This window comes from Streptomyces sp. NPDC028331 (assembly GCF_055565775.1).
On record NZ_JBVHTR010000010.1, the window covers coordinates 137,433 to 151,146 of the forward strand.

Here is a 13,714-nt window from a genome sequence, read left to right on the forward strand (position 1 = left end):
TCGAACTCAAGAACACCATCAACACGATGGTCGACCAGCTCTCCGCCTTCGCCGACGAGGTCACCCGCGTCGCCCGCGAGGTCGGCACCGAGGGCCGCCTCGGCGGACAGGCGGACGTCAAGGGCGTCAAGGGCACCTGGCGCGACCTCACCGACTCCGTCAACTTCATGGCGGGCAACCTCACCGCACAGGTCCGCAACGTCGCCCAGGTGGCCACCGCGGTCGCCCAGGGAGACCTCTCCCAGAAGATCACCGTCGACGCCCGCGGCGAGATCCTCGAACTCAAGAACACCATCAACACGATGGTCGACCAGCTCTCCGCCTTCGCCGACGAGGTCACCCGCGTCGCCCGCGAGGTCGGCACCGAGGGCAACCTGGGCGGACAGGCCATCGTCCGGGGAGTGTCGGGGACCTGGAAGGACCTGACGGACAACGTCAACGTGATGGCGTCCAACCTGACCGGGCAGGTCCGCTCGATCGCCCAGGTCGCCACGGCCGTCGCCCGCGGCGACCTGTCGCAGAAGATCACGGTCGAGGCCAAGGGCGAGGTCGCGGCCCTGGCGGACGTCATCAACACGATGGTCGACACGCTGTCCGCGTTCGCCGACGAGGTCACCCGCGTCGCCCGCGAAGTCGGCACCGAGGGCCGCCTCGGCGGCCAGGCGCACGTGCCGAACGTGGCGGGAACGTGGAAGGACCTCACGGACAACGTCAACTCGATGGCCAACAACCTCACCGGCCAGGTGCGCAACATCGCGCTGGTGACGACCGCGGTGGCGGGCGGCGACCTGTCGAAGAAGATCGACGTCGACGCCCGCGGCGAGATCCTCGAACTGAAGACCACCATCAACACGATGGTCGACCAGCTCTCGTCGTTCGCCGCCGAGGTCACCCGCGTGGCCCGCGAGGTCGGCAGCGAGGGCCGGCTCGGCGGGCAGGCCGAGGTCGAGGGTGTCGAGGGCACCTGGAAGCGGCTGACGGAGAACGTCAACGAACTGGCCGGGAACCTGACCCGGCAGGTCCGCGCGATCGCCGAGGTGGCGAGCGCCGTGGCCGAGGGCGACCTGACCCGCTCGATCACCGTGGAGGCGTCGGGCGAGGTCGCCGAGCTCAAGGACAACATCAACTCCATGGTCGAGTCCCTGCGGGAGACCACGCGGGCCAACCAGGAGCAGGACTGGCTGAAGACCAACCTGGCCCGGATCTCCGGCCTGATGCAGGGCCATCGCGAACTGCCCGTCGTCGCCGAACTGATCATGGACGAGCTGACACCGCTGGTGTCGGCCCAGTACGGCGCCTTCTACCTCGCGGAGGACACCGAGCGCGGTCCCGAGCTGCGGCTGGTGGGCTCGTACGGCTATCCCGACGACGCGGAGCGGCCCTCCCGGATCCCCTTCGGCCGTTCGCTGGTCGGTCAGGCCGCCCGCAACCGACGCCCGATCACCGTGGAGGAGCTGCCGCCGGGCTATGTGACGATCTCCTCCGGGCTGGGGCAGACGGTGCCCGGCGCCCTGGTGGTGCTGCCCATCGTGGTCGAGGACCAGGTCCTCGGGGTCATGGAGCTGGCCTCCGTCAGCCGGTTCACCCAGATCCACCAGGACTTCCTGGCCCAGCTCATGCCGACCATCGGCGTCAACCTCAACACCATCGTGGCCAACGCCCGCACCGACGAACTCCTGGAGGAGTCCCAGCGGCTGACCGCCGAACTCCAGGCGCGCTCGGAGGAGTTGCAGGTCCAGCAGGAGGAACTGCAGCGCTCCAACGCGGAACTGGAGGAGAAGGCGTCCCTGCTCGCCTCGCAGAACCGCGACATCGAGGCGAAGAACCTCCAGATCGAGCAGGCGCGGCAGGAGCTGGAGACCCGCGCCCAGGAGCTGGCGCTGGCCTCCAAGTACAAGTCGGAGTTCCTGGCGAACATGAGCCACGAGCTGCGCACCCCGCTGAACAGCCTGCTGATCCTCGCCCAGTTGCTGGCGCAGAACCCCTCCCGCAACCTCACCCCGAAGCAGGTCGAGTACGCGGGCATCATCCACTCGGCGGGCTCGGACCTGCTCCAGCTCATCAACGACATCCTCGATCTGTCGAAGGTCGAGGCCGGCAAGATGGACGTCACCCCCGAGCGCGTCCCGCTGCGCAAGCTCCTGGAGTACGTCGAGGCGACGTTCCGGCCGATGACAACGCAGAAGAGCCTGGACTTCACGGTGACCACCGCGCCGGGCACCCCCGCCGACCTGCTCACCGACGACTCCCGGCTGCGTCAGATCCTGCGCAACCTGCTGTCGAACGCGGTCAAGTTCACCGAGCAGGGCAGCGTCGAGCTCCGCATCGAGCCCGCGACCGACCGGGAGGTCCCCGCGGGCGTCCACCGCGGCGGCCCCGTCGTGGCCTTCCGGGTGAAGGACACCGGCATCGGCATCCCCCAGCAGCAACTGGAGTCGATCTTCGGGGCGTTCCAGCAGGCGGACGGGACGACGAGCCGCAAGTACGGCGGCACCGGCCTCGGCCTGTCGATCACACGGGAGATCGCCCATCTGCTCGGCGGCGCCGTCACGGTCGACAGCACGCCCGGCCAGGGCAGCACCTTCACGCTCTACCTGCCCGTCGCACGTGCCGACTTCGAGGAACTGGCGGACGGCGGCGGCCGGCCGGCCGGACAGCCGCAGGACACGGTCGGAGAGGTGGTGCCGGCGCCGCGTGCGGAGGCCGGGCCGGCGGAGACGCCCGGGCGGCGCAGGCGCCGCCTGCTGGTGGTCGAGGAGCGCCCGCGCGGTCTGCTCACCCTGGTCGCGGAGAGCGCGGTCGCGGACATCGCGCAGGACGGCGGCGATCCGCGTGGGGCGGTCGACATCATCACCGCCGTCGGAGCACAGGAGGCGGCGGGCGCGCTGGCGACCGAACCCTGCCACTGCGTCGTCCTCGAACTCGGCATGCCGGACGACGAGGGCGCACGGTTCCTCCGGGCCATGCAGGGCGACTCCGCGCTGGCCAGTGTGCCGGTGCTCGTCCACACCGGTCACCGCGTGGACCTGGCCCAGGAGCAGGCGCTGCGGGCCCGTGCGGGGGGCCGGCCGCTGGACTTCCTGTCCAGCCTGGACGAACTGCGCGAACGCATCACGCTGCACCTGTCCGCCGAGGAGCCCGGGGACGTGCTGTCGCTGGTGCGCGCCGAGGAGCCCCAGTACCCGGCCGCGCAGCCGGTGGACGACACCTTCGTCGGCCGCAAGGTGCTGGTGGTCGACGACGACGCGCGCAACCTCTTCGCGCTCAGCGGCATCCTCGAACTCCACGGCTTCCAGGTCCTGCACGCGGACAACGGCCGCAAGGGCATCGAGATGCTGATGGCCCACCCGGACGTCGCGCTGGTCCTGATGGACGTGATGATGCCGGAGATGGACGGGTACGCCGCCACCGCCGAGATCCGCACCATGCCGCAGTACGCGGACCTGCCCATCATCGCCGTCACCGCGAAGGCGATGCCGGGCGACCAGGAGAAGAGCCTCGCGTCCGGCGCGAACGACTACGTCACCAAACCGGTCGACACCAACGATCTCATCGCCCGCGTCCGACGCTGGCTGCCCGCCTGAGGAGGGGACACACCCGCCGTGCGCACCAGCCGACCGGGCGCCGACCGGCGCCGTCCCAGCCGAGGAACAGGCCCATCGTGAGCAATTCCCAGCAACCGCCCGAGCCGGAGGGCGTACCGGCTCCGGCCGGTGGACACGCCGCCGCCCAGGTCCCGGGCCGGAGCCCGGCAGCCACCGAGCCGCCCGGCCCGACGCCGGCGGGTACCGGCCCCGTGGCCGGCGCCTCGGCCGCCCCGGATCCGGTCGCCCACGGCCCGTCCGTCCCCGGGGCCGCCGCCATGGACTTCACCGGCACCGGGGGCGGCACCGTCCGCGAGGCCGGTCCGGAGCCGGCCGACCAGGACATCGCCGGCATCGACCCCGTCGACCACGACCCCTCGGGCACCGCCTCGCTCGCCGGCGACCCCACCGGTCCCGGACCCGTCGGCGACGGCCTCTCCCCCGCCCGCATCGTGGACGCCGAGCGCACGGCGGACGACGGCGAGCAGGGGAAGGCATCCCGCGTCGGCCGGCTCGCGGCGACCGTGGAGCGGCTGCGTCGCGAGGTGCGGGCGGCGCAGGCGGAGGCGGACGGGCGGGCCCTGATCGAACTGGCCAAGGGCATCCTGGTCGAGCGGCTGGGGTGCGGGCCGGCGCAGGCAGCCAGGCAACTGGCCGAGCTGGCCAGGCAGGCGGGCGCGACCCCGCTCGAGTTCGCCGTCGAGGTCATCAACCAGGCGTCGCGCGACCGGCTCTCCGAGGTGGCCGCCGCGTTCCTCGCGGTCGCGGCGGAGTCCGCCGACGCCGCCGCCTCCGCCGGTTCGCGGGGGCACCGGTCCTCCCTCGTACGGCTGCGGGCCGCCGAGAGCGGTGTGCTGGCCGCCGACGACACACAGGCCGTCGCCGACTCCCTGCTGGAGCACGCCCTGACCCCGCTCGGCGCGGTGGCCGTGGCCATCTGGGCCGTGGGCTCCGACGGCTCCCTCACCCTCGCGGGCAGTGCCGGGTTCTCGTCCGCGGAGGCGGGCCGCTGGCGGTACGTGCCCCCGGGCGTGGCGACGGTGGCGCGTCGCGGTCTCGCCGAGCGCGCGGGGCAGTGGATCGGCTCCCTGTCGGAGACCGGACTGCCCTCCATCGGCCAGCACCTTTATCCGGACGGCGGCCGGGCCGCCGTCCCCGCCGGCACCGGCGGGCGGATCCACGGAGTGCTGGAGATCGCCTGGCCCGCGCCGCTCGGACCGCAGCCGCCGCAGATCATCCGTCAGGTCGAGGCCCTGGCCGAGCTGTGCGCCCACACCCTGGAGACCTACGCCCTGCACTACCCCGACGGCGTCCCGAGGCCCCGGGTCCTGCCGCACGTCGCCGAGCTGATGGACCTGGCCGACGGACTGCACGACCCCGCCCTGGTGCTCGTGCCGCACCTGGACGACAACGGGGAGCTGGTCGACTTCCGCATCCAGCATGTGAACAGCCGCTTCCTCGACCCGGCCGGCCGGCCGCGCGGCGTCGTCAACGGCGCCCTGCTGCTGGAGGCGTACCCGATGGCCGCCGGGGAGAGCGAGCTGTTCGACCGGATCGAGCGCGTCTACGCCACCGGGGAGCCGTTCCGCGCGCACCGGATGAGGCTCACCGCCCTGGTGGACGACGTCCCCCTGGCGGCGGTGGCCGACATCAACATCACCCGGCACGCCGGCAGCGTCCTGCTCATCTGGCGCATCGAGGACGAGACGGCACGCCTGGCGAGCCTGCTCCAGCACGCCCAGCGCCTCGGCCGGATCGGCGGCTTCGAGGAGAACCTGCTCACCGGCGAGATCACCTGGAACGGCCAGCTCTACAGCCTCTACGGCAAGCCCACCTCGAGCGCCCCGGTGCCGCTGGAGGACCTGCCCGCCCACGCCCACCCCGACGACGGGGTCGCCATCCGCAGGTTCCTGCGCACCCTGCTCCACCACCGGCGTCCGGCGTCCACGGCCTTCCGGTTGCAGCGCCCCGACGGGGTGACGCGCCACATCCGCGTGGTGGCCGAGCCGGTGCTCGACTCCGACGGCCGGCTGTTCGTCGTGCGCGGCGCCTACCAGGACATCTCCGCCCACCACTGGACGGAGGTCGCGCTCGCCGCCACCCGTGACCAGCTCGCCCACACCGAGCAGCAGGCGAGCGAACGCAACCGGCTCACCCTCCAGCTCCAGCACGCGATCATGCCCCCGGCGCAGGCCCCGCTGGAGGCCCCCGGCCTGCAGGTGGCCGTACGCTACCGGCCCGCGGAGACGGAGCAGTTGGTCGGCGGCGACTGGTACGACGCGGTCGTGCTGCCGTCCGAACTGGTCCTGCTGTGCGTGGGCGACGTCGCCGGACACGGCATAGAGGCGGCCACCAGCATGGTCGTACTGCGCAACGCGCTGCGCGGGCTCGCCGTGACGGGCGCGGGGCCCGGCCAGTTGCTGTCCTGGCTCAACATGGTGGCCCACCACCTGACCGGCGCCGTCACCGCCACGGCGGTCTGCGGCCTGTACGACCCCGCCCGCCACACCCTGCGGTGGGCCAGGGCGGGCCATCTGCCGCCGGTCCTGGTGCGGGGCGCCGAGGCCGCACCGCTGCCCCTGGTCAAGGGGTTGCTGCTGGGTGCCGTGCCCGAGGCGACGTACGAGGAGCACGAGGTGCAGTTGGCCGTCGACGACACCCTGCTGATGTACACGGACGGGCTGATCGAACGCCGGGACCGCTCCGTGGAGGAGTCGCTGGCGCAACTGCTGACGGCCGCGCGCACGGTGCCTCCCACCCTGGACCAGCAGCTCGACCGCCTGCTCACCTACAGCAGGTCGGACACGGACGACGACACCTGCATCGTCGGAATCCGCGTGGCCTGAGAGGCCCGAACAAGATGGGCGCCCGGGATGCCCACGTACTGGACGACCCCGGGCGCCGGCCCGCCCGTCGACTAGCGTCGTGGCATGACCAGCGACACCACTCCCACCCTCGCCGAGGCGCTCGCCGCCGGAACACTCGTCCTGGACGGCGGCATGTCGAACCAGCTCGAGTCGGCCGGGCACGACCTGAGCGACGAGCTGTGGTCGGCGCGGCTGCTCGCGGAGCGGCCGCAGGCCATCACCGAGGCGCATCTCGCGTACTACGAGGCGGGCGCGGACGTGGCGATCACGTCCAGCTACCAGGCGACGTTCGAGGGCTTCGCCAAGCGCGGCATCAACCGCGACCGCGCGGCCGGGCTCGTCGGCCTGAGCGTCGAACTGGCCCGCGAGGCGGCGGCACAGGCACGGGAGAAGGGCGTCACGCGTCCGCTGTGGGTGGCGGCGTCCGTCGGCCCGTACGGGGCGATGCTCGCGGACGGCTCCGAGTACCGGGGCCGCTACGGCCTCACGGTCGCCGAACTGGAGGCCTTCCACCGCCCGCGGCTGGAGGTGCTGGCGGCGGCCGGCCCGGACGTCCTGGCGCTGGAGACGGTCCCGGACACGGACGAGGCCACCGCGCTGCTGCGGGCGGTGCGCGGCCTGGGCGTCCCCGCCTGGCTGTCGTACACCGTCTCCGGCGACCGCACGCGCGCGGGCCAGCCCCTCGAGGAGGCGTTCGCCCTGGCCGCCGAGGCGGAGGAGGTGATCGCGGTGGGCGTGAACTGCTGCGCCCCCGGGGACGTGGACGCCGCGGTCGAAACGGCCGCACGGGTCACCGGAAAGCCGGTGGTGGTCTACCCCAACAGCGGCGAGTCCTGGGACGCCGAGTCCCGTGCCTGGGACGGCCGCTCGACGTTCACGACGTCGGAGGTGACCGGCTGGCGCGCCGCGGGTGCACGGCTGATCGGGGGGTGCTGCCGGGTGGGGCCGCAGGCGATCGGGGACATCGCGGGAGCGCTCGGCCGTCGAGGCGCGCGGTGAGGAGGCCGGGTCCTCGCCGGTGAGGCGGGCGGCACGGGGAACGCACGGCATCGACTGCCGCGTCGCCCCACGTCACTGCCGCCCCGGCCCACCCGAGCGCCGCAGCCGCCGTACCAGCGGCAGCGGCACCGTGCCCCGCCGCACCGCTCCGTTCCCGTGCACGGGGGCCGGCTCGGGGCGGGTGCGGGCCGCCTCCCACAACGCCATCTCCGTGTCGCGGGGGCCGTACGCCAGCGGCTCCCCGGTCCCGCCGAAGACCCGTACCGGGTGCCCGGCGTCCCACGCGGGCCAGCCCGGGTCGCCGTCCGTCGCGAACCGCACCCACGCCCCGTGCATCTCGCGGGCCAGTGCGCGCGGGGCGTTCGGGCCCGCCAGTTTCGCCGACTCGGGGACCTCCGCGCTGTCGAAGACGAAACCCAGCTCCAGGGCGTGGCAGGCGCCCAGCTCGGGGAGGTTGGAGCGCCAGGCGAACTCGTAGACGTACGCGGGCGCGTGGCCGGCCCGTGCGTCGGCCAGGCGGTGCAGGGGGTGGCGGAGCAGGTGGTCCGTGACCATCTGGCCCACCAGCTCCGAGACGGTGGCCTGCGGGTGGGCGGTCCGGTAGCCGCGCGGGACCTCGGGGCCGCAGCGGCAGCGGGCCATCGCGCCGGCCACGGCCACCGGGCCGAGCTTGTCGATGCGCTCGGCCAGGCCGGTGGGGGCCAGCCAGAGGCGGTACTCCTCGCTGGTCCAGCCCATCAGCAGGGGTACGTCACCGGCCGCGCCGTCGAGCAGGGCTTCCAGCGGGTCGCGCGGCACCAGGTCGCCGTCCACCACGATCCCGAACGCGGGGCCGCCGAGGATCGGGCTCGCCCGGCGGCCCACCTCCGCCTGCGCCTCGGCCAGCGCCGTGCGGTCCACCGCGGCGAACGCGGCCGCGGTGGCCGGTACCTTCAGCCTCGCCGCCATGCGCCGCACCAGGCGCCGTACCTTCTCCCGTTCGGTGGCCTCCGGCGGTCCGCTCTGCAGCACCGCCCGCCCGAACAGTCCCCGGGCGCGCGGGCTCGCGAGCAGCGCGCCGATGCTGATCGCGCCCGCCGACTCGCCGAAGACGGTCACCCGGTCCGGATCGCCGCCGAACTCCGCGACGGCCTGCTGCACCCACTCCAGGGCGGCGAGCTGGTCGCGCAGCCCGGGGTTGGGCGGGGCGTCCGGGAAGAGGCCGTAACCCTCCACGCCGAGGCGGTAGTTGAAGGAGACGAGGACCACGCCGTCGCGGGCGAAGGCGCCGCCGTCGTACACGGGCACGGCCGACGAGCCCCGGGTCAGGGCGCCGCCGTGGATCCACACCATCACCGGGAGCCGGGCGCCGGCGACGGGGGCCGGTGTCCACACGTTGAGGTTGAGGCAGTCGTCCCCGGCGACCACCGGGTCGGACAGATAGCGGGCGAAGGCCTCCGAGTAGGGCGGCTTGGGCGGCGTCGGCCCGAACGCGCCCGCGTCCCGCACCCCGTCCCAGGGGTCGGGCGGCACCGGCGGACGGAAGCGGCGGGGGCCGAAGGGCGGGGCGGCGTACGGGATGCCGCGGAAGACGGCGACCCCGTTCTCGTACCGGCCGCGTACGGCACCGTAGGGGGTGCGGACCACGGGGTCCGGGTGCTGCGCCGGTTTCACGGTCACATCGTCCGTAGGGTCCATCCGGCCTCTCCTCACCGCGGGGGCTGCCCGCATCGGATGACTTCCCGGTTCGGCAGCCCGCGCATCCCGTGTCTTCCACGGCAACTCACGAGGGCCTTAATGTAGAAAGCGCTTGCCATAAGGTGCTTGTCACCCGTGCTTGCCGTCAACGGTGTTCTAGGGCCCTCGGGACGGGGCCGGAGAGGTGGGCCCATGGTGCGTACCGCAGGCGCGGCCGGACCGACCCTCGCGGTCGTCGCACGCGAGGCCGGTGTCTCCGTGCCGACGGCGTCCAAGGTGGTCAACGGCCGCGAGGACGTGGCACCCGAGACCCGCCGCCGGGTCACCGAGGCCCTGGACCGGCTCGGTTACGTCAGAAGACCCCGCTTCGAGCCGAACAAGCCGCCCGCCCTCATCGACCTGGTCGTGCACTCGCTGGCGAGCTCGTGGTCGGGCGCCGTCCTGCACGGCGTGGAGGAGGCCGCGCACGACGCGGGCCTGGAGGTCGTGGTCTCGGCGGGCCTGAGCCGCGCCAGGGACGGGCGCCCCGAACGCGGCTGGCTGGACAAGCTGTCCGCGCGCGGCTCCGCGGGCGTCCTGTTCAACCTGCCGGAGCTGACGCCGTCCCAGTACGCGTGGCTGGACCAGCACCGCATCCCGTACGTCCTCATCGACCCCCTGGTGGAGCCGCCACCGGGCGTGGTGTCGGTGGGCGCCGCGAACTGGCAGGGCGGGGTCGCCGCCACCGAGCACCTGCTGGACCTCGGCCACGAGCGGATCGCGGTCATCGGCGGCTACCGGCGCAAACTGTGCAGCGGCGCGCGGATCGCCGGGTACCGCTCGGCGCTGTCCGCCGCGGGCATCGCCCACCGGCCCGAGTACGTGCGCCACGGCGACTTCGACGAGACCACCGCCCACCGGCGCACCCTGCAACTGCTCGACCTGCCCGAGCCGCCGACGGCCGTCTTCGCCTGCTCGGACCGGATGGCGCTCGGGGTGTGCGCGGCGCTCGCGGAGCGGGGGCTGCGGGTGCCGGACGACGTCAGCGTCGTCGGCTTCGACGACCTGCCGGAGGCCCGCTGGGCGACACCGCCGCTGACGACCGTACGGCAGCCGCTCGGGGAGATGGCCGCGACGGCGCTCCGGCTGCTGGTGCGCATGATGGGCGGCGCACGGCCGGAGGGCACCCGCACCGAACTGTCGACGCGCCTGGTGGAACGGGCGAGCACGGCGCCGCCGCCGCGCTGAGCGCCGACGGCGCGTCACCTCTCACCGGCGCCGCGGTGCGAGTCCGCGCGGGCGAGCCCGGCGGCCTGCGCCTCCCACCCGGCCGCCCAGCGGACGCCGCCCAGGAGGTGGGCACGGAAATCGGGGTCCTGGTACGCCTCCGGTGCGTGTCCGAGCGCCGTGTAGAAGACCCGGCCCGCGCCCTGCCGACGGCACCAGGCGAGCGGATGGTCCGCGCCCATCCCGCCGCCCTCGTACGAGGACTCGTCCGCGCAGAGCAGCACGCGTACCGAACCGCGAGGGCTGGTGCGGAAGTCGTACCACTCGTCGGTGAACTCCCAGACGGCGGGCAGGTGCCGCGTCGCCGGATGCGTCCGGTCCTCGACGACGGCCCTGCCCGGCTGGTAGGCGGGGTGCCGGTCGAACCGGGCGCCCAGCAGCTCGCCGTAGTACGGCCAGTCGTACTCGGTGCAGGCGGCCGCGTGCACCCCGGCGAAACCGCCGCCGTCCCGCAGGTGGGCGGCCAGTTGTTCGCGTCCCTTCGGTGTCAGCACCTCGCCGCTCGTGGAGAGGAAGACGACCGCCCCGTACGCGCCGAGGGACGACTCCAGGGCGCCGGGGTCCTCCGTGGCGTCGACCTCGAAGCCGTGCGCGGCGCCGAGGTCGCGCAGGGCGGCGACGGCGTCCGGGATCGAGTCGTGGCGGTAGCCGGTGGTGCGGGAGTAGACGAGCACACGGAAGGGCATGGCAGGAGCGTAGGGCGGGGGCGGGGCCGGGCCCAACGGGGCGGAGGGGCCGGGACGTTCGCCCTCCGAGGACCGTGTCCGATTCCTTCAAGACGGCGCCCCGGCCACCCGCCTAGCGTGGCCCCATGACTGCACCGACTCCTCAGACCCCACGCTTCGACCTGATCGGCCTCGTCGTCTCCGACCTGGCCGCCTCCCTCGCCTTCTACCGCCGCCTCGGGCTCGTCTTCCCCGAAGGGGCCGAGAAGCTGCCGCACGTGGAGGCCGAGTTGCCCGGCGGGCTGCGGTTCGCTCTGGACACCGAGGACACCGTGCGGTCCTTCCACCCCGGGTGGCGGCCGCCCGTCGGCGGCGGACGGGTCTCGCTCGCCTTCCGGTGCGGCTCCCCCGCCGAGGTGGACGGCCTGTACGCGGACCTGGTGGGCGCCGGGTACCACGGCGAGCTGAAGCCGTGGGACGCGGTGTGGGGGATGCGGTACGCGGTCGTGCACGACCCGGACGGCAACGGGGTGGACCTGTTCGCTGATCTCACCGCCCCGCCGCGGCCCGCGTGAGGCCGCCGGAGTCGCCGTCCTCGTCCGGGCCCTGCGCTGGAGAACGGGCACAGCCCCGGCACTGCCGGGGCTGTCGTCGGTCGGCACGGGGGCGGCGTGCTCACCCGGGAAGGCTCGGAGTGGGCACCGGGCGCGCCAGGAGGTCCGTCAGCGGCATCCCCGCCAGCTCCCTGACGTCCCGGGCCAGATGCGCCTGGTCGGCGAAGCCCGCGCGGGCCGCGGTCTCCGCGAACGGCGTCCCCGAGCGGGCCAGCGCGAGGGCGCGTTGCAGCCGCAGGACGCGGGCCAGCGTCTTCGGGCCGTAGCCGAACGCGGTGAGCGAACGGCGGTGCAACTGGCGGGCGCTCAGTCCCAGTGCGTCGGCGGTGGCGGCGACCGGCCGGCCCGCGCCGAGCGCCGCGACGACCGCGCCGAGGAGCGGGTCGGGGGCCGGGGAGCGGGCGGCCCGCTCCAGCGCGATCTCCTCCAGCGCGGTCACGGGGTCCGCGGCGCCGTCCACCCGGCCGGACAGCCGGCGTACCTCGGCGGCGGGCCACAGATCGGCCAGCGCGACCCGCCGGTCGCGCAGTTCGTGGGCGGGGACGCCCAGGTACACGGGTGCGGTGCCGGGGTGGAAGCGGACCCCCGCCCAGCGCGCGGGCGGCCCCTCGGGGCGGTACGCACGGGTGTCGGGACCGGCGACGAGCAGCCGCCCCTCGGTCCACAGCAGGTCCATGCAGCCGTCGGGCAGCACCGGGGGCGAGGCGCCGGAGGGCACGTTGGTCCACACGACGGCACCCGGGAGGCGGGAGGGCCGCTCGGCGTAGCCGGGGCCGGTGGGGCCTTGGTCGACAGCCACGGACGCCAGGCTATGCCACGCCCGGCCGGTGTTCCCTCGGCCCGATGCCGGGGAGCGGGTCGCTCAGGTCCCCGGGCCCTCCTCCTTCTGCCCCTGCTGCTGCCCGCTGCGCACCTGCGCGCGCAGCCGGGACGTCACGTCCTCCGGGGGCAGGAAGCGGGACCAGCGCTCGGGGAACTCCGACGGCATGTCCGGGTCGTCCGGGTCGGCCGCGCGGGCCGCGGCGACGCGGGCCATGTACTCCGCGGCCTGCTCCTCGCGCAGCCGCTCGTTCGCCTCGCGGGCCGCCGCCGTCGCCGCGGCGGGCCACACCCGGTCGATCGCGGCGTTGACGGCCGCGCCCACCAGCACCGCGAAGGCGGACACGCCGATCCACAGCAGCACGGCCACCGGGGCGGCCAGCGAGCCGTAGATCGTCGGGCCCTCGACCGTGTGCGTCAGGTAGATGCGCAGCAGGAAGCTGCCCAGCACCCACATCGCCAGGGCGACCAGAGCTCCCGGCACGTCCTCCACCCATGGTGAGCGCACGGGTACGGACACGTGGTACAGGGTGGTCAGGAACACGATCGACAGGACGATGACCACCGGCCAGTACAGGACCTGCACCACGGTCGTCGACCAGGGCACGACGTTCACCACCGCGTCCGGACCCGCCACCATCAGCGGCAGCGCGACCGAGCCGATCAGCAGCGCCACGATGAACAGCACGAACGCCAGCAGCCGGGTCTTCACGATGCCCCGGGTGCCGTCGAGCCCGTACATCACCGTGATCGTGTCGATGAAGACGTTCACCGCGCGGGAGCCGGACCACAGGGCGAAGAGGAAACCGATGGAGACCACGTCGGGCCGGCCGGCCTTGAGCACGTCGTGCAGGATCGGCTGGGCGATCTCCTTGACGCCCCGGTCGGACAGCACCGTGCGGGACGCCTCCAGGATGTTGTTCTGCAGGCTCTGGATGGTGTCGGTCCCGGTCCAGTTGTCCACGTAGCCGAGCAGTCCGACCAGGCACAGCAGCAGCGGCGGCACGGAGAGCAGGGTGAAGAACGCGGCCTCCGCGGCCAGGCCGAGGACCCGGTACTCCATGCACGAGTTGACGATGTCCTTCAGCAACAGCCAGGCGGTCCTGCGCTTGGAGACGTTCCGGTAGAGGGCACGCGCCCGGTGGAGACGGCCGGACGGCCGGACGGGGGTATCGCTTGCTGCTGGCTGCACGCCTTAACGGTATCCGCCGCCCGGGCCGCTA

Annotated in this window: 9 protein-coding genes; 5 read left to right on the forward strand and 4 right to left on the reverse strand. The window is 73.8% G+C overall.

The window, feature by feature from the left end; genetic code table 11:
- From ACZ4SW_RS17150 to mmuM, 3 genes are all read left to right on the forward strand, one after another.
- On the forward strand, nucleotides 1–3,584 hold a 3,584-nt coding region (locus ACZ4SW_RS17150; protein WP_468243481.1), incomplete at its 5' end, for a HAMP domain-containing protein.
- A gap of 278 nt (nucleotides 3,585–3,862) precedes the next feature.
- The gene (locus tag ACZ4SW_RS17155) at nucleotides 3,863–6,430 is read left to right on the forward strand and encodes a SpoIIE family protein phosphatase (protein ID WP_468243791.1); all 2,568 of its coding nucleotides are present in this window, start codon (nucleotides 3,863–3,865) and stop codon (nucleotides 6,428–6,430) included.
- 84 nt (nucleotides 6,431–6,514) lie between these two features.
- The gene (gene mmuM / locus ACZ4SW_RS17160) at nucleotides 6,515–7,450 is read left to right on the forward strand and encodes a homocysteine S-methyltransferase (protein WP_468243483.1); all 936 of its coding nucleotides are present in this window, start codon (nucleotides 6,515–6,517) and stop codon (nucleotides 7,448–7,450) included.
- Between the two features lie 72 nt (nucleotides 7,451–7,522).
- Here mmuM and ACZ4SW_RS17165 read toward each other — a convergent pair whose 3' ends face one another.
- Nucleotides 7,523–9,127, reverse strand: coding sequence for a carboxylesterase/lipase family protein (locus tag ACZ4SW_RS17165; protein WP_468243485.1), 1,605 nt, complete (start codon nucleotides 9,125–9,127; stop codon nucleotides 7,523–7,525).
- 192 nt (nucleotides 9,128–9,319) lie between these two features.
- Between ACZ4SW_RS17165 and ACZ4SW_RS17170 the strand changes: the two genes are divergently transcribed.
- A complete protein-coding gene (locus ACZ4SW_RS17170; protein ID WP_468243487.1) occupies nucleotides 9,320–10,354 on the forward strand; it encodes a LacI family DNA-binding transcriptional regulator in 1,035 nt (344 codons plus the stop codon).
- A 14-nt stretch (nucleotides 10,355–10,368) separates the two neighbouring features.
- On the opposite strand, the gene ACZ4SW_RS17175 is transcribed toward ACZ4SW_RS17170, so the two are convergent.
- Complete coding sequence (locus ACZ4SW_RS17175; RefSeq protein WP_468243490.1) at nucleotides 10,369–11,079, reverse strand: ThuA domain-containing protein; 711 nt, start codon at nucleotides 11,077–11,079, stop codon at nucleotides 10,369–10,371.
- 125 nt (nucleotides 11,080–11,204) lie between these two features.
- On the opposite strand from ACZ4SW_RS17175, the gene ACZ4SW_RS17180 reads away from it, so the two are divergent.
- Nucleotides 11,205–11,633, forward strand: a complete 429-nt coding sequence (locus tag ACZ4SW_RS17180) for a VOC family protein (RefSeq protein ID WP_468243492.1) — start codon at nucleotides 11,205–11,207, stop codon at nucleotides 11,631–11,633.
- Between the two features lie 100 nt (nucleotides 11,634–11,733).
- Here ACZ4SW_RS17180 and ACZ4SW_RS17185 read toward each other — a convergent pair whose 3' ends face one another.
- Nucleotides 11,734–12,471 (reverse strand): helix-turn-helix domain-containing protein, encoded by a 738-nt coding sequence (locus ACZ4SW_RS17185; protein WP_468243494.1) that lies wholly within the window; start codon nucleotides 12,469–12,471, stop codon nucleotides 11,734–11,736.
- 63 nt (nucleotides 12,472–12,534) lie between these two features.
- The gene (locus ACZ4SW_RS17190) at nucleotides 12,535–13,683 is read right to left on the reverse strand and encodes a YihY/virulence factor BrkB family protein (RefSeq protein WP_468243496.1); all 1,149 of its coding nucleotides are present in this window, start codon (nucleotides 13,681–13,683) and stop codon (nucleotides 12,535–12,537) included.
- Nucleotides 13,684–13,714 lie beyond the last annotated feature (31 nt).